This window comes from Nocardia tengchongensis (assembly GCF_054781395.1).
The window spans coordinates 210,654-233,752 of sequence record NZ_BAAGUM010000001.1 but is presented as its reverse complement, the minus strand read 5'-3'; the positions used below and the strand labels follow the sequence as shown (position 1 = coordinate 233,752).

Sequence of the window (23,099 nt, the reverse complement as noted above, 5' to 3'; positions counted from 1 at the left end):
CTAGGAGTACGGCAATGACGACGTCTCATTCGCGAATCGGAGGCAGTGGCGAGCCGGAGGCCACGGCACGTCCGCAGTGGCGTGATCGCAAGCGGTATCTGTGGCTGCTCGGTCTCGTTCCCCCGACCGCCCTGTTCCTGGCGATGGCGCTGGTCTGGGCGTTCAACGAGTTCGGCTGGACCGCGGTCTCCCCGGTGTGGTGGTGGATCGGCCCGCTGATCGTGTACGTGCTGCTGCCGATCCTGGACCGCTTCTTCGGCCCGGACGGCCAGAACCCGCCGGACGAGGTGATGGAGTACCTCGAGAACGACAAGTACTACCGGTACTGCACCTACGCCTACATCCCGTTCCAGCTGCTGAGCCTGACCGTGGCCTGCTACCTGTGGACCGCGACCGACCTGTCCTGGCTGGGCGTCGACGGCGGCTTGGGCGTGGTCTCCAAGCTCGGCCTGGCGCTGAGCATGGGCGTGATGGGCGGCGTCGGCATCAACACCGCGCACGAACTCGGCCACAAGAAGGACGAGCTCGAGCGCTGGCTGTCGAAGATCACCCTGGCCCAGACCTTCTACGGCCACTTCTACATCGAGCACAACCGCGGTCACCACGTGCGGGTCGCCACCCCCGAGGACCCGGCCAGCGCTCGCTTCGCCGAGACCTTCTGGGGATTCCTGCCGCGCAGCGTGTGGGGGAGCCTGCGCTCGTCGTGGGAGCTGGAGGCCAAGCGGCTCGAGCGGCTCGGCCAGAGCCCGTGGACGATTCGCAACGACGTGCTCAATGCCTGGCTGATGTCGGTGGTGCTGTTCGGCGTGCTGGCCGCGGTGTTCGGCCCGGCGGTGCTGCCCTGGCTGGTGATCCAGGCGGTCTACGGTTTCGCGCTGCTGGAGACGGTGAACTACCTCGAGCATTACGGTCTGATGCGGCAGAAGACCGCGACCGGTCGCTACGAGCGCTGCACCCCGGAGCACAGCTGGAACTCCGACCACATCGTCACCAATATCTTCCTGTACCACCTGCAGCGGCACAGCGACCATCACGCGAACCCGACTCGGCGGTATCAGATCCTGCGCAGTATGGACGGCGCGCCGAACCTGCCCAGCGGCTACGCGAGCATGATCTCGCTGGCATACTTCCCGCCACTGTGGCGCAAGGTGATGGATCACCGGGTGCTCGAGCACTATTCGGGTGACATCACCCGGGCCAATGTGCAGCCCCGCAAGCGCGCCCGCGTGCTGGCGAAGTACGGGGTGGTGGCGTGATGTCGGCCTACCGCTGCCCGATCTGCGATTACGTCTACGACGAGGCGAAAGGCGCCCCGCGCGAAGGCTTCCCGGCCGGCACCGCCTGGTCGGCCATCCCCGATGACTGGTGCTGCCCCGACTGCGGGGTGCGCGAGAAGATCGATTTCGAACCCACTTCCACCCCGACGGGACGCTGATGAGCACCGACTTCAAACTCTTCCGCTGCCTGCAGTGCGGCTTCGAATACGACGAGGCCCTGGGCTGGCCCGAGGACGGCATCGCGCCGGGCACCCGCTGGGACGACATCCCCGAGGACTGGTCCTGCCCGGATTGCGGTGCGGCCAAGACCGATTTCGAGATGGTCGAGGTCAGCCGCGCGTGAGCGGGCGCATCGTCATCGTGGGTGCGGGCGTGGCGGGGGCCACCGCCGCGCGCACCCTGCGCACCGAGGGCTACACCGGTGAGATCGTGCTGCTGGGCGCGGAATCCGCGCTGCCCTACCGGCGGCCGATGGTCTCCAAGGAACTGCTGGCAGGCGCGGTCGAGGACCGTCGGTTGCTGTTGCATCCCGCAGACTTCTGGGCGGGCAACGACATCGATCTGCGGGTGGGCGTGCCGGTCGAATCCATCGATCCCGGGCCGGGTCTGGTGTGGCTGACCGACGGCACCGCGATCGGCTACGACTCGCTGCTGCTGGCCACCGGTGCCCGGTCGCGGCAGCTGGCGGTGACCGCGGACCGGTCCGTGGCGCCCGACGCCGCGTTGCCGGTACACACCTTGCGGGGCCGGGCCGAGGCCGAGGCCCTGCGGGCGACCCTCGCGCGGGATCCGTCGCTGCTGATCATCGGGGCCGGCCTCATCGGCTGCGAGGTGGCCGCCACCGCACGGGGTCTCGGCGCGGAGGTCGCCGTGCTCGACGCCGGGACCGCGCCGTTGGAGCGGGTCGCGCCCGCCGTCGTCGGCGACTACATCCGAAAGCTGCACGCGGACAATGGGGTGGCCATCTCGACCCAGGTGCGGCTCTCGCATCTGGCCTACACCGGCGCCGAAGTGGTCGCCGTGGCCGAGGACAACCGCACCTGGACGGCGGCGGCTGTTCTGGTCGCGATCGGATCTGTCCCGGACACTGGGCTCGCCTTCACCGGCGGGCTGGCTGTGGACGACGGAATCCGGGTGGACGAGCGGTATCGCACGTCGGCGCCGGGGGTGTTCGCCGCGGGTGACGCGGTGACTCGACTGGATCCGAAATCGGGCCGGTATCGCCGTGAGGAGCATTGGAACAGCGCGCAGGCGCAGGGTGCGGCGGCGGCGCGATCGATGCTCGGATTGCCTGCCCTGACCGCCGAGGTGCCGTGGGGCTGGTCGATGCAGTACGGCCGGAACGTGCAGTTCGCGGGCGTGATTCGGGCCGAGGACGAGCTGATCGTGCGGGGGAGCGCGGAGTCCGGTGACGCCACGGTGCTGGCGCTGCGCGACGGCCGCCCGGTCGGTGGGGTGGCGATCGCCCGCCCGGCGGAGTTCCGGGTCGCACGGGACCTGATCGGCCGGGGAGCGGTGCTGGACGCAGGGGCGTGCGCTGATGAGTCCTTGCCGCTGGCCGAGGCGCTCGCACTGTCCGGACAGTCGTGAGGGCATGTGCCCGCAGTTGAGCTAACACCTCGCAATATCTGAAATGCCACTGGACCAACCGAATGGTCCGGTGGCATTTCTCATTTGCCGATCTATTGCTGAAAGCTGCTGGTAGTAGCTGCTATTCGCGCGGCGCGCGTATCTTTCTCCGCTTTCGCGACCCCTGTCAAGGCCCCGGATATTTCGGTGAAGACTGACACGTCAGTCCGAAATCTGTATTACTGTCTCGGTCAGTCGGAACCGGGTCAACAGAGGGACCGGTCGGCATCGACCAACCAGTGGGGCTGTGGGGTGGTGAACATTGGTCGAGAAGATTGTTCGGGGGCCGGAACCGCTATGGCAGGCAATCGAATTCGTACTCTCGGGACTGCGGACCTTCGGCCGCACCATTCAGCTGGCGATCGCGGCGTTCCGCTTCCTGATCGTCGACATCGTCAAACTCCGCCATCCCTGGCGTGACACCGTGCAGCAGGGCTGGTTCATCGTCAGCGTCACCGCGATTCCCGCTGTGCTGGTGTCGGTTCCGTTCGGTGTGATCGTCGCGGTGCAGGTGGGAAGCCTGACCCAGCAGGTCGGCGCGAGCTCGGTGTCCGGCGCGGCCGGCGGGCTGGGCGTCATCCGGCAGGGCGCGCCGATGGTGACCGCGCTGCTGCTCGGCGGCGCGGCGGGCTCGGCCATCTCCTCCGACCTGGGCGCGCGCACCATCCGCGACGAGGTGGATGCCTTGCGCGTCATGGGAATCGACCCGGTGCGGCGACTGGTCGCCCCGCGGCTGGCGGCCATGATCGCGCTGACCCCGCTGCTGTGCATGCTGATCATCTTCATGGGCGTGTTCACCGGTTACGTGATCGCCGTGGGCTTCCAGGGCGTGACGCCCGGCTCGTACCTGTCGGCGTTCGCGGCCTTCGCCAAGATGAGCGACCTGTGGGTGGCGATCGTGAAGTCGATCCTGTTCGGCGTCATCGTGCTCATCGTGTCCTGCCAGCGCGGGCTGGAGGCCACCGCCGGCCCCAAGGGCGTGGCCAATGCCGTGAACGCGGCGGTGGTGATCGGCGTGATCGCCGCCTTCGGCGTGAATCTGGTGATCACCCAGCTGGTGTCGATGTTCATACCGACGCAGGTGGGCTGATGACCCAGGTACCCGCGCGATACACCCCGCTCGGCGCGGCGGGCCGGGCGATCGGCGCGAGCGCGCAGGCGCCGCTGTCGTTCGCCGAATCCCTGGGCCATCAGGCGACTTTCGTCTACCAGGTGCTGGCCGCCATCCCGCACACGCTGCGGGTGTACCGGCGTCAGACCATGCTCATCCTCTCCGATATCACCTGGGGCTCCGGCTCGCTCATCGTCGGCGGCGGCACCGTGGCGGTGCTGGCCTTCCTGGGGATCGCGGTCGGCGGCTCCATCGGCGTGGAGGGTTTCACCGCGCTGAACATGGTCGGGATGGGCCCGCTCACCGGGTTCGTCTCGGCGTACGCGAACACCCGGGAGATGGCTCCCATGGTGGCGGCCATCGGTTTCGCCGCGCAGGCGGGCTGCCGGATGACGGCCGAGATCGGCGCCATGCGCATCTCCGAGGAGATCGACGCGCTGGAAGCCATCGGCATCCGTCCGATGCCGTTCGTGGTGACCACCCGTGTCATCGCGGGGGCCGTCACCATCGTGCCGCTGCACCTGCTCACGCTGATCCTGTCGTACCTGTCGTGCGCGACCGTGGTGAACGTGCTGCACGGGCAGTCCTCGGGCACCTACTACCACTATTTCGACGCCTTCCTGCAGCCCGGCGACGTTATCGCCTCACTGGTCAAGGCGACGATCTTCGTGGTCACCATCATTCTCATCCACGGCTACCAGGGCTTCTACGCCTCGGGCGGCCCGGAGGGCGTGGGCCGGGCCTCGGGCCGCGCCATTCGCGCCAGCCTGGTGCTGGTGGTCATCCTGGACATGATCCTGACGATCGTGATCTGGGGCCTGGATGTCGGCATCCGGATCTCGGGGTGAAACATGGCCGTCTTCAAGGATCATTCCGGCCGTAGCGCCGGGCCGTGGCTGCTGCGGTTGCGCGGCCTGGTGGTCGCCGTCGTGCTCGTCACTGTGACGATTCTCGTGAGTTCTTATGCGCGTGGATCTTTCGCGGACCGGTTCGCCGTCACCGTCGATGCCGCGACCCTCGGCGAAGGTCTGGCTCCCGGCGCCGAGGTGAAGTTCCGTGGCTACGCCATCGGCACCGTGACCACCGTCGAGACCGTCGGCTACGGCCATCAGCGCATCGGGCTCGCGATCGACCGCAAACAGGCCGATGCGCTCACCGACGACGTGACCGCGCGATTCACCTCATCCAACGTCTTCGGTTCCAGCGCCATCGAATTGGTGCCGGGAACCGATGGCGCGAAGCTGCGTGAACACGCCGTGCTGCGGATCGGCGAGAGCGCCACCAATGCGACTGTCGCGGGTGTCTTCCGGCGCGCGGCCCGCCTGACCCAGGTGCTGGATTCCGCGGCGGTGCGCCGCCTGTTCGATCTGATGCTCGACAATGCCGCGAGCATGGGCCCGGTGCTGCGGTCGTTCTTCGAGACCGCGCGGACGCTGGCGGACGGGCAGCAGAACTCCGTCGCGCACTATCTGCGTATCGGCGGGGATATGACCGGGGCTTTCCGGGATCTGACGCCGTCGGCGGGGCACGCCATTCTGGCGGTCCTCGAGCAGAGCGCCTACTTCGGTGACGCGGGCAATCGGGCGCGCACCAACACCGCGGTGATCGGCGTGAACGACGCTGTGCTGGTCGGACTTTCGAATTTGCTGCAACAGAACAATCCGGAGCTGGAGAAGGTCCTCGACGGGATTCTCGACGTCGCGGTGCCGATCAGCGTGTCGGTCGGCTCGGTGGCCGCGGCCCACAACCGGGTGCCGAACCTGCTGCGGGCCATGGACGGAGCCTTCCCGGTCGTGGACGGCCGGGTCCAGCTGCAACTGGAGTTGATCGCGAAAACCATGCCGTATCTGGCGGATTCGCTGGGGGAGGGGCGAAATGAGTGATATCGCCAAGTCCGCGCTCAAACTGATCGCCTTCCTGGTGGTCGTGGCCGGCTGCACCACCTTCATCGTGACGGCACTGCGCACGCCGATTCCCGGCGACAAGGTCACCTACGATGCCGTGTTCACCGATGTGTCCGGCCTGTTCGCCGGGGACTCGGTGCGCATGTCGGGTGTCGCGGTCGGCAAGGTGGAGACGGTGTCGCTGGACGGCACCCGCGCGCGTGTGCACTTCACCGTCGACCGGTCGCGGCCGGTGTACGACAACACCAAGGCCGCGGTGCGCTACCAGAACCTCATCGGCCAGCGCTACGTCGAGCTACTCACCGATGAACCGGGCAAGACGAAACTGGCTGCCGGGCAGACGATTCCGGTAGAGCGCACGATCCCCAGCTTCGATGTGTCCAAGCTGTTCAACGGTTTCAAACCGATGTTCGACACCCTGGATCCGGCCCAGCTCAACCAGCTCGGCACCAACCTGCTGCGCGTCATCCAGGGCGACGGCTCGGGCATCGGCCCGGTGCTGGCGGACGTGGACACGCTCACCAGGCACGCCCGCAACAGCGAGGCCGTGATCGTGCTGCTCATCCGCAACCTGGGCGTGGTGGCCGATGCCATCGGCGGCAAGTCGAAGGCCGTCGGTGATCTGGTGCAACAACTCTCGGGCATCCTGCACCAGTTCACCGCCAAGACCCAGGCCATGCTGGGCGCGGTCGACACCGCGAAAGCGGTGCTGGCGCCGATGGTCCCGCTGCTCGAACAAGGCCGCGACGCCTACGACACCGCCTACGGACCCGTCGACGGCCTGTTGCGCCGACTGGTCCCGCAGACCGAGCAACTCACCCGGATCCTGGCGCTCGCACCGCAATTGGTGACCGGCCTGAATCAGACGGTCCCAGGCCAGGGCTTCAAGCCGCGCATCACCTGCTCCACCGGTGAGGCCGCGCTGCCCGCGCTGGTCGGCGTCGCCCTGTCCAACCAGAACCTGGTGGTGTGCAACTGATGAGAACGCTCATCGCCCGCATGGGCGAACTGATTCGTGACGTGCTCACCGGTCGCGGCGACCAGAACACGCAATTGCGCTGGGGTATCGGCGGTGTCGTGGTGTGCGTGATCGCCTTGGCCGTCGCGGGCGCGTTGTATGTGATCCCGTTCGGGCAGCGCACCTACGTGGCCGACTTCCGGATGTCGGGCGGCGCGCGTCCCGGCGACGAGGTGCGGGTCGCGGGCATCGATGTCGGCAAGATTCGTGCCGTGGACCTGGTCGGCGATCACGTGGAGGTCAGCTTCACGGTGAATCACGATGTGCGGGTGGGGGACCGGTCGTCGGTCGAGGTCAAGATGCTGACCCCCATCGGCGGCCACTTTCTGGCGCTGGCCCCCGCCGGCGACAAGGACCTGGCGTCGAAGCACATTCCGCCCGAGCGCACCACCACCCCGTTCGAGCTGAGCGACATTCTCGACAAGGGCACGCCGGTCTTCGGCAAGGTGGACGCCACCACCATGCGCGACACCATCGGGCAGCTGAATTCGGCGCTGGCCCAACAGCCCGACGCGCTGCGCGGGGTCATCGGCAATGCGAATGAGCTCACCGGGCTGCTCGCCGAACGCACCGGTCAGCTCAACAGCGCGCTGAACGTCTCCGACGAATACATCGCCGCCATCGCCGACGACAAAGCGCTGCTCGCGGACTTCGTGAGACAGCTGGGCACGGTGGCCGATCAGCTGGGCAATCGCAAGGACGAGATCGTGAGCATGTTCGCCTTGCTCAAACGGCTGCTGGTGGTGTTGCACCGGCCGCTCATGGCCTACGACGGCATCGAGCCGTCGGTGACGCAGTTCGAGCAGTTGTTCTCCAAGGTGATGGAGGACCCGAACCGGCTCGACACCGTGATCACCGGCATGCGTGACGTGATCAACCGGCTCAACGGCCTGCTGGGCAATCAGGTGCAGGTGAAGGACCCGGCCGCCGGGGTCCGGCTCTGCATTCCCTACGAAGGTAAGGCGTGCTGAATGAGTTGGGGCAGAACAGCACTCGCCGCCGGGGTCGCCGTCGCGGTGGTGGTCGCCGGGGTAGCAGGAGTGTCGTGGGCGAACTCGGCCCGCGATCCGAAACAGAGCGTGTGCGCCGAGTTCACCGACACCGTCGGCCTGTACGAGGGCAACAGCGTGACAATGCTCGGTGTCGAGGTCGGCACCGTTTCGAAGATCGAGGCGCTGGGTGACCGTATGCAGGTCACCATGAGCGTCAAGGATTCGGTGAAACTGCCGTCCGATATCCAGGCCGTCACCATGTCCAGTTCCATCGTGACCGATCGGCATGTGGAGCTGACCAAGCCGTTCACCGGTGGAGCGCGGTTCGACAACGCGAAGTGCATTCCCCTGGAGCGGACCAAGACGCCGATCGGCATCAGCGAGGCCCTCGACGCGATGGGCAAGCTCGCCGGTGATCTCACCGGCGGCGGTACCGGCGGTAAGCCCGACACGCTGCTCGACGACACCTTGACCGCGGCGAATACCGCCATCGACGGTACCGGGCAGCAGTGGAATCAATTGCTGCAGCGACTGTCCGCGGTGGTCGGTGATCCCGCGCAGAAGGACGCGGCGTTCCGTCGGCTGGTCGACAATCTCGACCAGCTGACCACCATGTTCGTGACCAACTGGCCGGATATGGCGCTGGTGCTGAACAACCTGCGCAACGGCCTGCAACTGATCGGGCAGTTCTCGGCGGAATTCTCCGGCGCGGTCGATATCGCGGTTCAGTTCCTGCCGGTGATCGCCCGCAATGCCGGCAAATACGATCAGCAGATCTACAGCCTGCTGGATGTGGTGCTGCCGCAGGCGCATACGTTCGTGCAGCAGCACCAGGGCGACATCACCTCGCTGCTCGCGGCCCTGCCGCCGCTGGCCGCACAGCTCCCGCAGGCGGGTGCGAGATGAGGCGCGCACTGCTACCGCTGATCATCGCGGCCGCCCTGGTGCTGACCGGCTGCGGGGTGAAGGCGACCGACATCCCGATCCCGGGCACCTATCCCGCCGGCGACACCTACACGGTGCGTATCGAATTCGGGTCGGTGCTGAATCTGCCCGATCGCGCCAAGGTGATCTCCGACGGTGTCGAGGTCGGCATGCTCGACCACATCGACCTGATCGGCACCACCGCGGTGGCCACGGTGAAACTGCACACCGACGCGAAGCTGTCGAAATCCACGACGGCGGAATTGCGGCAGTCGACGATTCTCGGCGATATCCACATCGCGCTGGAAGCGCCCAAGAACGCCGATCCCACGCTGCTGGGCAATGGTGACGTGATTCCGGTGTCGCAGACCGTTCCCGCGACCAATGTCGAGGACATTCTGCGGGCGCTGTCGAACATCATCACCGGCGGGCGGTGGTCGGACATCCAGAAACTGGTGACCGACGTGAACGCCGCGTTTCCGTCGGATCCGGCCGAGCTGGACCGGGTCAACCGGGCCGGGCGGGCGGCCCTGCACGATATGGCCGCCCACACCGACGAGGTGAACCGCATTCTCACCTCGGCGCAACAGATCACCGGGAAACTGGAATCCGGGCGCGGGGCGGTGGACCGGATTCTCACCTTCGGGCCCGATCGCGCGGCCGGGCTCTCGGATGTGCTGCTCGCGGTGGTCAATCTGATCATCAGCGGCGGACCGCTCGCCAAGAACGCCGGGGACCTGCTGCTGCCGCACGTCGGCGACTTCCGGTCCATCGTCTCGATTCTCGCGCCGACCGCGGTCACGGCCGGATACGCCGATCTGACACTGGCCGCCAACCTCGACACCTTTCACACCCTGCTGAAGGAGAAGATCATCCCCTTCCTGGGGTCCCCGGATGTGAAGGTACGCAACGTATCCGCCGCCGACGCGCAGGCGGATCAGCTGATCGCCACACTGCGCTCGATCGGGATGGTGCCTTAGATGAAACTCTCACTCCCCGGCCCGATGTCGCTGGTGCTGCTGCTGGTGCTCACCTTCGTGTGTGGCAGCTACATGGCGGTCGGCGTGCTGAATCTGGATCCGCGCCGCCAGAACAACACCGTCACCGTGCTGCTCGACGGCTCCGGCGGCTTGATGAAGACCTCCGAGGTGACGTTGCGCGGGCTGCCGATCGGGAAGGTGCGCGATATCGGGGCCACCGCGCACGGGCTGGCGGTCACCCTCGAATACGACGCCAAATACCGGATTCCCGTGGACAGCATCGTGCAGATCGCCAACCTGTCCGCGGCGGGGGAGCAGTTCCTCGACTTCCGCCCGACCGGCACCGCCGGGCCGTTCCTGCGCGACGGCAGCGTGGTGCCGAATCGGCAGGTGCGGGTCGCGACCACCGTCGGTGACGCGCTCGCCAAGCTGGATGCGCTGACCGCGCAACTGGATCCGGCCAAACTGCAGAACCTGGCCACCACCGTCGCCGCCGGGTTCGAGGGCCGCGACGCGGAGGTCGCCAACCTGACCAAGGCGCTGATCGGGACCGCGAACCTGTTGCGGGACAAGCGAGCAGCCATCGCGCGGCTGTACTCCAACGTGCAGACCCTCGGCGACCGCTTCGACGGGCGCGCGCCCGCGCTGAGCGGGGCCGGCAGCGACATCGACATCGCGCTGCCGGAGCTGCTGCACATCATCGCCGCCTTCCAGAACTACTCCTACATCGGCGAGCAGATCTTCACCGATCCGATCGGGCCGCTGGTCTCCAAGATCAACGAGTACCTGCAGTTGATCGGGCCCGACCTCGGGCAGATCGCCACCGTCCTGAAACCCGCCACCAGCGTGATCAAACCGCTGCGCGTGGACGCCGGCTCGATCGTGGATCTGCTGTCCACGGTGTTCCCCGGTGACGGCGCGGCGCACGTCGGCATCGATATTCCTCGCTAGAGAGAAGGCATTCCGTGAGTGACACCGCCACCGTCGAGCAGGTCGTTGAGGTCGTTGAGGATGAGCGGCCCGAGGCCACAGAGAAGCCGGACCCGACCGAGAAAGTACTGTCCGCGACGAGTTTCGGCGAGCGGGCCTATCCCTTCGCGGTCGCTGCCGCCGCGCTGCTCGCCGTCGTGGCCGTGGTCCTCGGGGTGTGCTGGCACCACGCCTCCGGTGACTACGACGCCCTGAAGTCCAGTGCGTCCGACCGCGACCGCGCCGCCCAGGTCGCCAAGGATTACACCCTGCGCTCGCTGACCTACGACTACCGCAACCTGCCCGCCTTCTTCGACGGCGTGCAGCACGGCGCCTCGGATGGGTTGCGCGACAAGTACACCCAGTTCCACGACACCCTCGCCAAGATCATGACCGACGCCCAGGTGGTGGCCTCCGGCGACGTGGTGGGCACCTCGGTGGAGGCCAAGGGCAGCGACCAGTACACCGTCACCGTCTACGCCACCCAGCGCACCCAGAACGTGCAGCAGCCCGAACCCGCCACCGTGCCGAACCTGCTGGTGGTGAACGTGGCCGGGCACGGCGGCGAGTGGCTGGTCACCGATTACGGTCCCAAGGACGCCGGTGTGAAGGGCGGGGCCGCGAAATAGGTTCGGGACGCATCGGCCGGCCGCCGCAGCGGGAACTCCCGGCGCGGCGCCGGCGGGAGATCATCGAGGCCGCCTACGAGGTCTTCACCGCCCACGGCTACGAGGCCACCGCCATCTCCCAGGTGGCCGCGCGGGCCGGCATCGGCCAGGGCACCGTGTACCGCTACTTCGGCAGCAAACGCGAAATCCTGGACCACGTCATCGATCTCGGTGTCGAGAAGGTGACCGACGCCATGGAACTGCACACCCTCTTCGGCGCCGCCGGCGACGTGGGGGAGTTGGTGGGCGCGGTGCGCGCGGCCGTGGCGCGGCTCTACGAGCTGCTCGAACGCGAGCCGCGAGTGCTGCGCCTGCTGGTGGTGGAGGCCGGGGCCATCGATCCGGAACTGGCGCTCCGGCTGCTCGGCCTGGAGGCGCTGACCGCCTCCCTGATCACCGGGGAACTCACGCGTGGCATGGAGGCAGGATGGATCCGTCCCGACATCGATCCGGAAGTGCTGGGGCACACCATCCCCACCATGGTCGGCCCGTGGCTCATGCGGGAACTGCTGGGCGCGGGCAACCCCGCCATCCGCGACCGCAGCACGACCGCGGTGCTCGACTTCCTCGACAAGACCCTGCGCCCGCCCCGTCCGCGAGCGAATCCGAGCCCGCCCCCGTGACCGCCGAGCCCGCTCGTGCTCCCGGCCGCCGCGCCCGCGCCGATCGACGACGCGCCGAATTGATCGGCGCGGCTTACGAATTGGTCGTCACCCGCGGCTTCCGCGCCATCGGCGTCGACGACATCGCCGCGGCGGCGGGTGCCAGCCACGGCACCTTCTACAACTACTTCGCCAACAAACGCGACATCCTCGACGCCGTCATCGACCACTGCTTCGTCCGCATCCGCGACCTGCTGCTCGGCCCGGAGGGCGACGACACCCCCACCACCCTGGACGCATTCTGCGCCCGCTACGCCCGCGTCGTGGACCGCTGCTACGCCCTGGTCGCCACCGAACCGGGCCTGGTGAATTTCTTTCTCCTGGAAGCGTCCTCGATCGACGACGCCGTCCTGGACCGCTGCCTCCACAACGCCCGCCTCTACGCCGCGGAATCGGTCGACAAGATCCGCTCCGGCATCACCCAAGGCTTCCTCGACCCGGCCCTGGACCCGGCAATCGCCGGCGAAGTTCTGCTCTCCATCCTCGTCTCCGCCCTGCTCTCAGCCCTGCGCGCCGGCTCCGACGGCCTCACCCATGACCGGGTCCGGACCCAGCTCGTCGCCTTCCTGCGCACCGCCTTCGCGGCACCGCCCGAACGACCACACGCGGTTGTGACATCGGCAGCCCGGTGAGGGGCAACTGCCGGCGCTCGCGGCCGCGGGCGTGTGGACAGACAGGCGGGCTCCTGGTCGCTGTGGTGTGAAGACAACACCTCGATTACCAGGAGCCCGCCTCGTCCGCGGGTGGATCGACCGGATCCCCGAACATGCTCTGACTCAATGCATCACGCCGAACCAGGGCTCACCGAGCCATGGGCACGAGGCTGCATGTTCTGGCCTTGTCATGCCACTTCGAACAGCGGCGTCCAGTGGCTGCCGTCCCACTCGTACAGCTGACGCGGGCCGACCGACCAAAGCACCTGGTCGCCAGCAGCCGACAAATGGCCGGAGCCAGTGGGCAGGATCAAGTCGGGCGCTTCCAGCGGCACGAGCCGGCGCTCATCCAGGACCAATTCGTAAATTAGATGGGAAGATGCGCAGTACAAGCGATCCCGGAAGCGGCAGATCGACCACAAGTCTTCGAAAACATCCTCATTCTCCAGCACCTTCAGCGCATCGCGCGACGCCAGGACCACCGTTCCGACTTGCCCGCAAATCGCCAACTGGCCGCTGACGCCCGTACTGCAGGCATCGAACAAGTCGACGGAAGTCGGTGAATCGGCTTGTGTCCAGCGTCCCTCGGCGGAGCTCCAGATTTCTCCGTCCCAGCCAAAAGCGAGCATGCGGGTGTCGCTCATACTCGCGGCATGTTCGAACGCGCGCCTGGCCAATTGCATCGTGCCGGTGCTTGCCGCCACGGGCGATTGGCACGACCATTCGCCGTTTCGGAACGTAAATACCTGAAGGAGTGTCCCGACCGCACACATATCCGTGCCCGTGTCCGTCATCAGCCCGAGGAGCGGCCCTGCCAACTTCATATCGATGTTCTTCTCCAGTACAAGAGTCGTGCCATCGTAGATCCTGAACTCCCCTCGGTCGCCAAGCACTGCCGCGGTCCCGTCAGGCATGCGTTTGAGGTCGCACACATTCCAGGTCAGGTTGTCGGAATAGACGTCGCCACCTTGCGCAAACACCAGGATCGTGTGGGGAATGCGGTCAGCAAGCAGTTCATCGACCTGCACGCCGAAGTAGCCGTATCCGGGACCCAGTACCGCGCCCTTTGTAAAAGTCACGTCGCTGAGATCGAGAGTCACTTTTTGCACGATTTTCCTTTAACTCCGTTCAAGTAAAGATTGCATGCCGAGTCGTCGCGGCGGGTGGCCATCACATAGTTCACATCCTGGTCCTCGAGACATTGCCGCAGCTTACGGTTCTGTCCGTAGGTTTCGTTCGCGGTGAACCACGTGAACGGGACGCCCGTGGCCGGCTGCCTGCGGGGATGTCGTCGCATTCGGGGGGAAGGTCGGGGTTCTCCAGGCGTTCGCGCGCATCCCTGATCCACTCCAGATCCGCGGAGGGTGAGGTGGCCTCCGGGGCCGCCGATCGGGATCTGATCACCGGCCGCAGGCTCCGCAGGTCGTCGATGGCGGTCATGACTCGTCCTGTTCTGTGCGGTCAGCTGCGCGAGACATGAGACGGAATGACGAGGGTGGCAAGGGTATCCGTCAGCGTCGCCAGTAGGGCGATCAGGCGATAGATGAAAGGCACTGCAGGCAAGAACATTTGATCCACCGGTGGACGAATGGCGGGGATAGCCGAACATGTCCACTGTGCAACGGTCAAAATCGAGCGCAGCTCGGTGCCGGCCGCTTCCCCGCCGCGGCCGCTGGTGAGCCCGCTGCGGTGTCGGCGACCGCTGCTAGGTTGCGGGACATGGATTTGCAGTTGCCGCACCCGAGGAGAAACTGATGGCTCACGCGAGGCGGGCCACCCCGGCCGATGCCGATCTGGACCCCGGATTGTTCGACCGCGACGCCCAGCAGTCCGAGGCCTGGCTCGCCTGGAGCGACCGAACCGCGATCGACGCCCGCATCGACACGCTGTTCACCGAAACCCTGCCTCGCCTGGAATCGATACGGGGCAGCGACGGCCGCCCCCCGCTCGACGACCGTTTCACCGCCGCCGCCTTCGACTGGATCGTCTCCCTCGTCGACACCGCCGTGCTCGACGAGGACGGCCGGCACAAGCCCGAAAACAACGACCTCGCAGACCAATTCATCACCTACATCGGCGAATGGATGGTCCGCCGCGTCGAGGGCATCTGGTTCAACTCCCCTGAAGACGGCGCACCGATCTTCGACGGATTCGGCCCGGCAATCGGCTACCGCTGGTCGCAGGAGTCGCCGAACGACCTCCTGGCCCTGCTCTTCATGATGGCCGTCTCCGCCGACGACAGCCCCTACGGATACTTCGTGGACCTACTGCACGGACGAGCACTACCGTTCGCGGAGGAGCGCGACCGCCCGGACCTGAAAGCGGAGATGTTCGCGTATTAGTGCTGTCAGCGACACAGTCGAGCATCTCCCGTGCAGCCAACGGGCACGGAATACCGCCGCACACGAGTCGACCTCGTTGTGCTCTACAACGCGAACCACCATGCTTCCGCGCCCGCCCGGCCGACCATCAGCGTGCCCGTTGGTGCCCGCGGGTGCGGGATGACCTTCTACTTCTGCAGCGTGAACTGCATGACGTCGAGGTGGCCGGCGCGGAAGTAGTGGGCGCAGCCGGTGAGGTATTTGAGGTAGCGCTGGTAGACCTCCTCGGAGGTGAGGTGGACGGCTTCGGGGTGGTGGGCTTCGAGGGCTGCGGCCCACAGGTCGAGGGTGCGGGCGTAGTGGGGGCGGAGGGATTGGATGCGGGTGGTGCGGAAGCCGACGGCTTCGGCCTCGTGGGGGACCGTGTTGGGTTGGGGGAGTTGGCCGCCGGGGAAGATCTCGCGTTTGACGAAGATGTGGAAGAGGGCGTCCTCGCGGGTGACGGGGATGTCGGCGGCGCGGAGGTCGGCGAGGGTGTGGCCGATGATGGTGTGCAGGAGCATGCGGCCGCCGGGCGGGAGCATGCGGTGGCAGCGGGTGAAGAACTCCGGGTAGCGCTGTTTGCGGAAGTGCTCGAAGGCGCCGATGCTGACGATGCGGTCGGCGGTGCCGTCGAATTCCTCCCAACCTTGCAGGCGCACTTCGGCTTCGGAGATGCCGAGGTCGCGCAGCTGGGTGCGGACGTGTTCGAATTGGTTGCGGCTCAAGGTGAGTCCGATGACGCGGACACCGTAGGTGAGGACGGCCCGGATCATGGTCGAGCCCCAGCCGCAGCCGACGTCGAGCAGGGTCATGCCGGGTTCGAGCCCTAGTTTGCCGAGCGCCAGATCGATCTTGGCCAGTTGTGCCTCCTCCAGGTTCAGGCCCGGCCGCTCGAAGTAGGCGCAGCTGTAGGTCATGGAGGGGTCGAGGAACAGCGCGTAGAAATCGTCGGACAGGTCGTAGTGAGCCTGGACCTGCCGGTAGAAGGGCGCGAGCTGGGCCATGGCGGACTCCTGAGGCGTGCGGGCATCGCCGAATGCGGACATACGGACATACGCAGCGGCGGGGCCTGCGGTTCTACACCGGTGACACACGGCCAACACGCCGCGCTTTCGACCCGTAATTCCCGATTCGACCTCGGCGTCCCGGCGTCGGCTGCTTTCCTGATGGGGAGTGCAGCATCGCGTCAGCAAACACAATTCGGAGGGTTGGGGACCGGCCATGCACCGCACCGGACACGAAGAGGTCCATCCTGGTAGACCGTGGTTGTGGACGATTCTGGCGGGAGCGGTGGTGATGGGACTGGCCACCTGGTGGATCAGACCGCAGTCGCTGAGCTGCAGCACGGCCGAGCCGACCACGACGGTCGTCACGCTGCCCGCGGAGCCCGCAGCTAGCGCGGTTACTCCCCAGCAGATTCAGGCCGAGGAGCCGCAACCGGCGCCGGAGCGGGGCGAGGCCCGGTTCTACGCCTTCAGTCAGGGTGCGGCCTGCTCGCTGCCGGATCTGCCATTGGACGGGTACTACGTCAGCGTGCCGACGGACGAGTACGACGGTTCCACGCCGTGCGGCTCCTACGTCGACATCGACGGCCCGATCGGCAGCGTCCGCGCCCAGGTCGTCGACCGCTGCCCGGGATGCGAACCGAACCAATACGACTTGAGCCGTTCGGCTTTCGAGGCCATCGCCCATTCCATCGACGGCGTCGCGCCGGTCAAGATCAGCAGGGTGCGCGACCCCGATCCCGCCCCGGAGATCTTCTACCGCGTCCAGCAGAGCTCGTCGACCAGCTGGATCGGAATCCTGTTCTCCGGCACCGGAAATCCCATCGCGCAGGTCGCCTTGCGTCCGGATTCCGGCGGTGACTACCGCCCGCTGCGCCGCGGCTACGACAACTACTGGACGGTGTCGGGCCTCGGCCGGGGCCCGTTCACCGCCCAGGTGACCGACATCTACGGCCACGCCGCGTTCGTCCCGGCCGTCTCCATCGAGCCGGGGCAGTTGCGCCGCACCGGAATTCACCTCTACGAGATTCCCGCCGAGTCGCCGGTCGAGCCGCCCCCGCCCGCGGCGCCGGTGGTCGTGACCACGGTCGTCGCCGCCCCCGCGCCCTGTATGCCGTAACCCGCCGCCCGGCCTCCCGTATGGCATCATCAAAGTGAAACGTGTTCCATTTCGACCGCCGCAGCGGTGTGCCGGGAGGCCTTCGATGACGAACCCCAGCTTGAACCTGACCACGCCCGCCGGCGCGCAGAGCCGCGGCCGCCGCCTGTCACCGCGCATTTCCCGGCTGACCGAGGTGCCGCAGGGCGCGATGGTGGAACTACCCGGCCGCGGCTCCACCTACGTGGTGGATCTACCCGGCCCGGCCGCGGACTCGCCGACGGTGCTGCTGCTGCACGGCATGGCCACCACCGCCATGCTCAACTGGTTCCCGTCGCTGCGTGAACTCAATGCTCGCTACCGGGTGGTGCTGTTCGATCAGCGCTGGCACGGACACGGAATCCGTTCCGAGCGTTTCGATCTCGACGATCTGGCCGACGACGTGATCGCGGTCGCCGACGCCGTGGGCGTCGAGCGCCCCATCCTGGCGGGCTACTCCATGGGCGGGGTGGTGGCCCAGCTGGCCGCGCATCGGCACCCGGATCGGGTGGGCGGGCTGGTGCTGGCGGCGACCACCTACCGGTTCCAGGAGAAGTGGCGCGAGCGCGCCTTCCATCGGGGCTGGTCGGCGACCACCGCCCTGTTCTCGGACTGGTCGTTCCGGCGCGCGGAACTGCGCCGCGACAAGCTGCCGGTACTGCCGGAGTCCTCGTGGCCGGTGGGCCGGATGGACCGCTGGGCGATGGCGGAATTGCGGGCCACCAGCGGCTGGGCGCTGGCACAGGCGCTCGCGGTGCTGGGGCGTTTCGATGCGTCGGAATGGCTGCCGACTTTGAAGGTGCCGACGGCGGTGGTGATCACCACGCGGGATCGGGCGCTGCCCGTGTTCCGTCAGCTGGAGATGGCGAAGGCGATTCCGGGGGCCGAGATCTTCCTGGCCCGGGCCGGTCACGCGGCCTGCGCACTCGAGGCGGACGTCTTTGTCCCGGTGTTCCTCGAGGCCGTGCAATCGGTGGTGGAGCGGGTCTAGCTCAGGCGGCTGCGCTCACGCTTTCTCGCGGGCGGCCTTGAGCAGTTCGGTGATCACCTCGGGGACGGCGTCGGCGATCTTGTCCACGTCGGGCACCAGTTCCTTGCAGGCGATGAAGCCGAAGTCCAGGTGCCCGTTGTTGGAGATGACGGTGGCGGTGAGGCCCGCGCCGTGGAACACCGGTCCGAACGGATACATCGACGACACCCGCACCCCGAGGAAGTACATCGGGAAGTTGGGGCCGGGCACGTTGGAGATCACCAGGTTGTGCACCACCGGGTGGTGATCGGCCAGCTTGAACGAGGAGTAGGCGCGCGCGGCGAGCTGGAAGGTGTTGGGCGGGGCGTACTTTCCCCAATCCTGGAGGAAGTCCGCGCCGATCAAATTGTGCTCTTCCTTGGCCCCGCGGTTGTCCTCGGCGATGGCCAGCACGCGCGCGACGGGATCCTCGATCTCGGTGTAGAGCCGCGCGAAGATGGTCGACACCTTGTTGGTGCCCTCCTCGTGGCGGGAGGTGTCGTGGGTGGACACCGGAACCGAGGCCATCAGCGAGGTTTCGGGCAGTTCGTCGTGCAGTTCGAGGTAGCTGCGCAGCGCGCCGCCGACCACGGCCAGCACCACGTCGTTGACCTTGACGCCGAAGGCGGTCTTTATCTCCTTGATATCCGACAGCTCGGTCTGTTCGAAGGAGATGGCCCGATGCTGGGTGATAGCCCGATTGAACGGCGTGCGCGGCGCGGTGAACGGCAACGGCATACCGCGGCCGCCGGATTCGCGCCGGCGCTGCACCAGACCACCCAGAATGCCGACCGTCTTGGGCACCATGCCGACCATGCCGAGCCGCCCCGGCAGGTTCAGCAGCGCCTCACCGGCGAGCTGCAGGTCGCTGGGTTCGTCCTCGGCCGGTGTGATGTCGGCGGGCGGGGTGTAGGACACGCCCGGCTGCAGATCGCACAGGTGCATCATCATGTTGGTGCCGGTGATGCCGTCCACGATGGCGTGGTGGTACTTGGAGACGACCGCCACCTTGCCGTGCGGCAGGCCCTCCACCACCCACATCTCCCACAGCGGGCGGCTGCGGTCGAGAGGGCGTCCGGCGATGTCGGCGGCCAGTTCCGCCAGGCCGCGGTCGCCGGCGCCGCTGGGCAGCGCCAGCCGGCGCACGTGGTAGTCGATATCGAAGTTCGAATCCCGTACCCAGACCGGATGATCGAGGTTGAACGGGACCGCGTGCAGGCGCCGGGTCATGGCCGGGATGAGGTGCAGCCGCCGGCCGAGTTCGGCTTTGAACGCCGCGTGCTCGTAGACGACCCCGTCGGCGGCGGGGTCGAGTATCAGCAATGCGCAGACGTGCAGCAGCTGGGTGTCTGTTTCGAAATAGAGGAAGCTGGCATCGAGTCCGGTAAGTCGTTCCATACCAACACACTATGAGAACCGGTTGTATTTTGCGTGCGGTTCGCGGTGTGCTCCGGATCCGGTCCGAGGCCGTTTTGTTGCCCCAAAGTTGCACGTAGATAACAAGTTTCATGATGAAACGGTTGGGTACCAATCGGGTGTCTCTCCAGTGGAATTCGTTGCCGCGCCTCCGAGCCGTTCCTACCTTGGGTCACATGGTCCGGTGATCGTTCTCTAGTCAATGACAAGAGTCACCGGGCTTCTCACAACGACGTGAGAGGTGAGGACAATGGGCGACCGGAAGGTGCTGCTGCCTGGAAAATGGCGTACGGCATGGGGATTCGCGATCATGCTGGCGATCGCGACGGTGTTCGTGCCACAATCGAGGTCCCACGCGCAGGGATGTGCCGCCGTGGACGTCGTCGTGGCAAGGGGCACAGGAGAACCCGGCTGGCTCGGCGATCAGATCGGCGACCCGCTCTTCGACATGCTGCAGGACCGGTTGCCCGTCTCGGCGACCGCCTATCGCGTGAACTACCCCGCCGACTACAGCTTCGATGTGGGCGCGGGCAGCGCGGATCTGGTGCGGCACTTGATTGTCCGCGCCGCCGCCTGCCCGGACCAGCAGTTCGTCCTGGTCGGCTATTCGCAGGGCGCCGCGGTCGTGCAGGCCGCGCTGGGCACCGGCGTCGTCTCCTGGTACCCGGGCCGCGTGCAGCTGCCGGGCTACCTCGGAGCCCGCGTCGCGGCGGTCCTGCTCTTCGGCGATCCGGTCCGCGGCCTGGGCTGGAATGTGCCCGGCGAGTACCTGTCCCGCACGGGGGACTGGTGCGTGGGCGGCGATCCGGTGTGCGGCTCGGGCCTCAACGCCAACGCGCACGTCGCCTACGGCAGTGATCTGGTGGACGCGGCCAACTTCACCGCCCACCACCTCTGACCCCGGGGAGGGGAAGGGCCCGGCTCCCGGGCGGTCTCGGCGGACCCGCCCGCGAGACCCCGGAGCGGGGCCCGGGTACCCGCGGTTCGCGGGGCGTCAGGTGTCACGGCATCGGGGGCCCCACCCACCAGCGAGCCGCGGGTATCGCAGTGATCGGCCCGGTGCGCTGTCCCGCACCGGGCCGAACTCTGTCATGGAACAGTCGAACGCCTACCAGTGCAGGCCGGGAATGCGGTTGGTGAACTTGGCCGCCGGGCCGGGCAGGCCCATGAGGGGCTGCACGATCGGGGCGAGCGCCAGCAGCGGACTGCGCGATTCCGGCTTGTCCGTGGCGGTTTCGGTGGTCGCCGCCGGATCCGGGTGCGCGCCAGGGGTGGTCGGCTGCGTGCGCGCCGCCTTGGACTCCCCGAACATCCGGTAACCCTGGTGCAGGATGGCGCGTTTCACCGACGGCATGACCGTGTCCACGAACTGGGCGAAGGTGCCGATCGGGGTGTCGATGCGGCTGGGCCGGTGCTCGAGCGCCCGCACCACGATGCCGGCGGCCTGATCCGGGCTGTGCACCGGGATCGACTTGTACAGATCCGTGGGCGCGATCATGGCGGTGCGCACCAGCGGCATGCGCACCGAGGTGAACGTGATTCCGGCGTCGGCGTTCTCGACCGCGGCGATCTCGCTGAAGTTGTCCAGCGCCGACTTGCTGGCCACGTACGCTGCGAAGCGCGGCACCTTGGTCTGCACCGCGATCGAGGAGATGTTCACGAAGTGCCCGAAGCGGCGCTCCCGCATGGACGGCAGCAGCGCCAGGATCAGGCGCACCGCGCCGAAGTAGTTGACCGCCATGGTCCGCTCGAAGTCGTGCATGCGGTCGGTGGAGTTGAGTACCGAACGCCGAATCGAACGCCCGGCATTGTTGACCACGTAGTCGACGTGGCCGTGGTCGGCGAGCACCTGCTTGACCAGCAACTCGACCGACTTCTCGTCGGTGATGTCGCAGATGTAGGCCTGCGCCGCACCGCTTTCGGCGCGCACGGCGGCGGCCGCGGCGTTCAGGTCCTCCTCGGTGCGCGCCACCATGAGCACGGTGGCGCCGCGCTTGGCGACCGCGTGCGCGGTGGCCAGCCCGATGCCGCTGGACGCGCCGGTGATGAGCACGATCCGGCCCCCGAGACCGTCGCGTTCGTGGCGGCGGGCGCGATCGGGATCGAGGTGGGTGCTCCAGTACGACCACAGCTTGCCGGCGTAGGCGTCGAAGGCGGGAACCTCGATACCGCTGCCGCGCAACTGTGCCCGGGTGGACTCGGAGACGAAGGTCGACTCGAACGCGGTGTGCGGGGCCACCTCGGCGGGAATGCCGAAGCGCTCCAACAGGAAATCGCGCACCGCGGGCACGCCCGGCAGTCCGCCCAGGGCGTGCAGCGCGGTGTGCGAGCCGGGCACGGTGCCGATCGCGGTGGGTGCGCCGGCCGCGCGGGCCAGCGCGTTGTAGATCTCGGTGAACGGCTGCGGCTCGGGGTTGGTGAGGTGGAAGGTGCGGCCGATCAGGCCCGGCTTGGTGATCAGCTCGAGCATGGCCTCGACCACGTAGTCGACCGGAACGATATTGGTGGAGCCCAGATCCGGGATCGGCACGGGCAGCTCCGAGGGGAGCGCGCCCAGCCCGGCGATGGCGGGGAAGAAGTAGTACGGCCCGTCGATCTTGTCCATCTCGCCGGTGCGGGAATCGCCGACCACGATGGCCGGGCGGTACACCCGCCAGCGCAGGTCCGCGGCCTCGCGCACCATCTTCTCGGCCTCGAATTTGGTGCGGTGGTAGGGCGAGTGCAGGCCCTGGCCGAGATCGAAGTCGTCCTCGAAGAACTTGCCGCGGTGATCGCCGGCGACCGCGACCGAGGACACGTGGTGCAGGATCGCGCCGAGTTCGCGGGCCAGCGCGATCACCGAGCCGGTGCCCTGCACGTTGGCGGCGTAGGTGAGTTCGGCGTCGGCGGTCATGTCGTAGACCGCGCCGAGGTGGATGACGTGCTCGGCGCGCGGCGCGTCGTCGATCAGTCCCAGTCCGGGTGCGGTCAGGTCGCCGACCAGCGGGAACACCCGATCCTCGGCGCCCCATCCGATCGCCATCTCGCGCAGCTTGGCCACCGAGGCCTCACGCGTCAGTGCGTGGACCACGGCCTGCGGGTCGCGCTCCAGCAGACCGGCGATGAGCCGCCGGCCCAGGAATCCGGTTCCGCCCGTGACGATGTAGGAAACCATCGTCCCCTCCTTAATGTACGAACCTGTTGATGCCCAACGGGATTCGTCCGACATGCGTCGGTGGATGCGGACGGTGAGTGATTGGCCCCCTAGCAGAATGTCGGGCCGAGGTAGGAACACCCTTGTGCCTAACTAGTGAGTAACTTAAATGATTCACGGTTGGGCATTCAACCTGAATGGCCGTAATGGGCTTGTGGGACTGGTCACCCCGGAGCTATTCGAGTTGGT

24 protein-coding genes are annotated in these 23,099 nt (G+C 67.2%); 19 read left to right on the top strand and 5 right to left on the bottom strand.

The features are described from left to right. Window positions 1-14: 14 nt before the first annotated feature. The 15 genes from ACYVKL_RS01080 (at window position 15) to ACYVKL_RS01010 (ending at window position 12,766) form a co-directional block, all read left to right on the top strand. Complete coding sequence (locus tag ACYVKL_RS01080; RefSeq protein ID WP_379170242.1) at window positions 15-1,256, top strand: alkane 1-monooxygenase; 1,242 nt, start codon at window positions 15-17, stop codon at window positions 1,254-1,256. After that, window positions 1,256-1,435, top strand: a complete 180-nt coding sequence (locus ACYVKL_RS01075; RefSeq protein ID WP_379170240.1) for a rubredoxin — start codon at window positions 1,256-1,258, stop codon at window positions 1,433-1,435. Before ACYVKL_RS01080 ends, ACYVKL_RS01075 begins: the two co-directional genes overlap by 1 nt. After that, window positions 1,435-1,620: a rubredoxin gene (locus tag ACYVKL_RS01070; RefSeq protein ID WP_357201012.1), complete on the top strand. Its 186-nt coding sequence runs from the start codon at window positions 1,435-1,437 to the stop codon at window positions 1,618-1,620. The genes ACYVKL_RS01075 and ACYVKL_RS01070 overlap by 1 nt, the downstream gene beginning before the upstream one ends. Further along, window positions 1,617-2,867 carry an NAD(P)/FAD-dependent oxidoreductase gene (locus tag ACYVKL_RS01065; RefSeq protein ID WP_379170238.1) on the top strand — a complete coding sequence of 417 codons (1,251 nt, stop codon included), beginning with the start codon at window positions 1,617-1,619 and terminating at the stop codon, window positions 2,865-2,867. The genes ACYVKL_RS01070 and ACYVKL_RS01065 overlap by 4 nt, the downstream gene beginning before the upstream one ends. 301 nt (window positions 2,868-3,168) lie before the next feature. Next, on the top strand, window positions 3,169-3,996 hold the full coding sequence (locus ACYVKL_RS01060) for an MlaE family ABC transporter permease (RefSeq protein WP_379170236.1): 828 nt from the start codon (window positions 3,169-3,171) through the stop codon (window positions 3,994-3,996). After that, a complete protein-coding gene (locus ACYVKL_RS01055) occupies window positions 3,996-4,865 on the top strand; it encodes an MlaE family ABC transporter permease (RefSeq protein ID WP_213554970.1) in 870 nt (289 codons plus the stop codon). Before ACYVKL_RS01060 ends, ACYVKL_RS01055 begins: the two co-directional genes overlap by 1 nt. Before the next feature lie 3 nt (window positions 4,866-4,868). Beyond that, entirely contained in the window at window positions 4,869-5,900 is a 1,032-nt protein-coding gene (locus tag ACYVKL_RS01050) for an MlaD family protein (RefSeq protein WP_379170234.1), read from the top strand. Beyond that, a complete protein-coding gene (locus ACYVKL_RS01045; protein WP_379170232.1) occupies window positions 5,893-6,900 on the top strand; it encodes an MCE family protein in 1,008 nt (335 codons plus the stop codon). The genes ACYVKL_RS01050 and ACYVKL_RS01045 overlap by 8 nt, the downstream gene beginning before the upstream one ends. Continuing rightward, complete coding sequence (locus tag ACYVKL_RS01040; protein ID WP_379170230.1) at window positions 6,900-7,910, top strand: MlaD family protein; 1,011 nt, start codon at window positions 6,900-6,902, stop codon at window positions 7,908-7,910. The genes ACYVKL_RS01045 and ACYVKL_RS01040 overlap by 1 nt, the downstream gene beginning before the upstream one ends. Then, window positions 7,911-8,837: an MCE family protein gene (locus ACYVKL_RS01035; protein ID WP_379170228.1), complete on the top strand. Its 927-nt coding sequence runs from the start codon at window positions 7,911-7,913 to the stop codon at window positions 8,835-8,837. After that, window positions 8,834-9,835, top strand: a complete 1,002-nt coding sequence (locus ACYVKL_RS01030; RefSeq protein ID WP_379170226.1) for an MlaD family protein — start codon at window positions 8,834-8,836, stop codon at window positions 9,833-9,835. Before ACYVKL_RS01035 ends, ACYVKL_RS01030 begins: the two co-directional genes overlap by 4 nt. Continuing rightward, window positions 9,836-10,786, top strand: a complete 951-nt coding sequence (locus tag ACYVKL_RS01025) for an MlaD family protein (RefSeq protein WP_379170224.1) — start codon at window positions 9,836-9,838, stop codon at window positions 10,784-10,786. A 14-nt stretch (window positions 10,787-10,800) separates the two neighbouring features. Continuing rightward, window positions 10,801-11,433 carry a hypothetical protein gene (locus ACYVKL_RS01020; protein WP_379170222.1) on the top strand — a complete coding sequence of 211 codons (633 nt, stop codon included), beginning with the start codon at window positions 10,801-10,803 and terminating at the stop codon, window positions 11,431-11,433. Further along, window positions 11,373-12,095, top strand: coding sequence for a TetR/AcrR family transcriptional regulator (locus tag ACYVKL_RS01015; RefSeq protein ID WP_379170220.1), 723 nt, complete (start codon window positions 11,373-11,375; stop codon window positions 12,093-12,095). The genes ACYVKL_RS01020 and ACYVKL_RS01015 overlap by 61 nt, the downstream gene beginning before the upstream one ends. Further along, window positions 12,092-12,766 (top strand): TetR/AcrR family transcriptional regulator, encoded by a 675-nt coding sequence (locus ACYVKL_RS01010; protein WP_379170218.1) that lies wholly within the window; start codon window positions 12,092-12,094, stop codon window positions 12,764-12,766. The genes ACYVKL_RS01015 and ACYVKL_RS01010 overlap by 4 nt, the downstream gene beginning before the upstream one ends. A gap of 209 nt (window positions 12,767-12,975) precedes the next feature. Here the strand turns inward: ACYVKL_RS01010 and ACYVKL_RS01005 are convergent, their stop codons facing one another. Together ACYVKL_RS01005 and ACYVKL_RS01000 are read right to left on the bottom strand one after the other, a co-directional pair. After that, window positions 12,976-13,896 carry a hypothetical protein gene (locus ACYVKL_RS01005; RefSeq protein WP_379170216.1) on the bottom strand — a complete coding sequence of 307 codons (921 nt, stop codon included), beginning with the start codon at window positions 13,894-13,896 and terminating at the stop codon, window positions 12,976-12,978. Window positions 13,897-14,248: 352 nt separating this feature from the next. Beyond that, window positions 14,249-14,527: a hypothetical protein gene (locus ACYVKL_RS01000; RefSeq protein ID WP_379170214.1), complete on the bottom strand. Its 279-nt coding sequence runs from the start codon at window positions 14,525-14,527 to the stop codon at window positions 14,249-14,251. Window positions 14,528-14,541: 14 nt separating this feature from the next. Between ACYVKL_RS01000 and ACYVKL_RS00995 the strand changes: the two genes are divergently transcribed. Continuing rightward, window positions 14,542-15,129 (top strand): hypothetical protein, encoded by a 588-nt coding sequence (locus ACYVKL_RS00995; protein WP_379170212.1) that lies wholly within the window; start codon window positions 14,542-14,544, stop codon window positions 15,127-15,129. A 167-nt stretch (window positions 15,130-15,296) separates the two neighbouring features. Here the strand turns inward: ACYVKL_RS00995 and ACYVKL_RS00990 are convergent, their stop codons facing one another. Next, the gene (locus ACYVKL_RS00990; protein WP_213554982.1) at window positions 15,297-16,154 is read right to left on the bottom strand and encodes a cyclopropane mycolic acid synthase family methyltransferase; all 858 of its coding nucleotides are present in this window, start codon (window positions 16,152-16,154) and stop codon (window positions 15,297-15,299) included. A gap of 217 nt (window positions 16,155-16,371) precedes the next feature. Between ACYVKL_RS00990 and ACYVKL_RS00985 the strand changes: the two genes are divergently transcribed. Further along, on the top strand, window positions 16,372-17,274 hold the full coding sequence (locus tag ACYVKL_RS00985) for an expansin EXLX1 family cellulose-binding protein (protein WP_379170210.1): 903 nt from the start codon (window positions 16,372-16,374) through the stop codon (window positions 17,272-17,274). An 85-nt stretch (window positions 17,275-17,359) separates the two neighbouring features. Next, window positions 17,360-18,283 carry an alpha/beta fold hydrolase gene (locus ACYVKL_RS00980; protein ID WP_357200966.1) on the top strand — a complete coding sequence of 308 codons (924 nt, stop codon included), beginning with the start codon at window positions 17,360-17,362 and terminating at the stop codon, window positions 18,281-18,283. 15 nt (window positions 18,284-18,298) lie between these two features. On the opposite strand, the gene ACYVKL_RS00975 is transcribed toward ACYVKL_RS00980, so the two are convergent. Then, window positions 18,299-19,699, bottom strand: a complete 1,401-nt coding sequence (locus ACYVKL_RS00975; RefSeq protein ID WP_379170208.1) for a WS/DGAT/MGAT family O-acyltransferase — start codon at window positions 19,697-19,699, stop codon at window positions 18,299-18,301. Window positions 19,700-19,967: 268 nt separating this feature from the next. On the opposite strand from ACYVKL_RS00975, the gene ACYVKL_RS00970 reads away from it, so the two are divergent. Continuing rightward, on the top strand, window positions 19,968-20,615 hold the full coding sequence (locus ACYVKL_RS00970) for a cutinase family protein (protein ID WP_379170206.1): 648 nt from the start codon (window positions 19,968-19,970) through the stop codon (window positions 20,613-20,615). A gap of 210 nt (window positions 20,616-20,825) precedes the next feature. On the opposite strand, the gene ACYVKL_RS00965 is transcribed toward ACYVKL_RS00970, so the two are convergent. Next, complete coding sequence (locus ACYVKL_RS00965; protein WP_379170205.1) at window positions 20,826-22,871, bottom strand: SDR family oxidoreductase; 2,046 nt, start codon at window positions 22,869-22,871, stop codon at window positions 20,826-20,828. Window positions 22,872-23,099 lie beyond the last annotated feature (228 nt).

Bases quoted from the DNA above. Each gene is read 5' to 3' on its own strand.
- ACYVKL_RS01080 (WP_379170242.1), top strand. From the start codon at position 15: ATGACGACGTCTCATTCGCGAATCGGAGGCAGTGGCGAGCCGGAGGCC.
- ACYVKL_RS01075 (WP_379170240.1), top strand. From the start codon at position 1,256: ATGTCGGCCTACCGCTGCCCGATCTGCGATTACGTCTACGACGAGGCG.
- ACYVKL_RS01070 (WP_357201012.1), top strand. From the start codon at position 1,435: ATGAGCACCGACTTCAAACTCTTCCGCTGCCTGCAGTGCGGCTTCGAA.
- ACYVKL_RS01055 (WP_213554970.1), top strand. From the start codon at position 3,996: ATGACCCAGGTACCCGCGCGATACACCCCGCTCGGCGCGGCGGGCCGG.
- ACYVKL_RS01050 (WP_379170234.1), top strand. From the start codon at position 4,869: ATGGCCGTCTTCAAGGATCATTCCGGCCGTAGCGCCGGGCCGTGGCTG.
- ACYVKL_RS01045 (WP_379170232.1), top strand. From the start codon at position 5,893: ATGAGTGATATCGCCAAGTCCGCGCTCAAACTGATCGCCTTCCTGGTG.
- ACYVKL_RS01040 (WP_379170230.1), top strand. From the start codon at position 6,900: ATGAGAACGCTCATCGCCCGCATGGGCGAACTGATTCGTGACGTGCTC.
- ACYVKL_RS01035 (WP_379170228.1), top strand. From the start codon at position 7,911: ATGAGTTGGGGCAGAACAGCACTCGCCGCCGGGGTCGCCGTCGCGGTG.
- ACYVKL_RS01030 (WP_379170226.1), top strand. From the start codon at position 8,834: ATGAGGCGCGCACTGCTACCGCTGATCATCGCGGCCGCCCTGGTGCTG.
- ACYVKL_RS01025 (WP_379170224.1), top strand. From the start codon at position 9,836: ATGAAACTCTCACTCCCCGGCCCGATGTCGCTGGTGCTGCTGCTGGTG.
- ACYVKL_RS00995 (WP_379170212.1), top strand. From the start codon at position 14,542: ATGGCTCACGCGAGGCGGGCCACCCCGGCCGATGCCGATCTGGACCCC.
- ACYVKL_RS00990 (WP_213554982.1), bottom strand. From the start codon at position 16,154: ATGGCCCAGCTCGCGCCCTTCTACCGGCAGGTCCAGGCTCACTACGAC.
- ACYVKL_RS00985 (WP_379170210.1), top strand. From the start codon at position 16,372: ATGCACCGCACCGGACACGAAGAGGTCCATCCTGGTAGACCGTGGTTG.
- ACYVKL_RS00980 (WP_357200966.1), top strand. From the start codon at position 17,360: ATGACGAACCCCAGCTTGAACCTGACCACGCCCGCCGGCGCGCAGAGC.
- ACYVKL_RS00975 (WP_379170208.1), bottom strand. From the start codon at position 19,699: ATGGAACGACTTACCGGACTCGATGCCAGCTTCCTCTATTTCGAAACA.
- ACYVKL_RS00970 (WP_379170206.1), top strand. From the start codon at position 19,968: ATGGGCGACCGGAAGGTGCTGCTGCCTGGAAAATGGCGTACGGCATGG.
- ACYVKL_RS00965 (WP_379170205.1), bottom strand. From the start codon at position 22,871: ATGGTTTCCTACATCGTCACGGGCGGAACCGGATTCCTGGGCCGGCGG.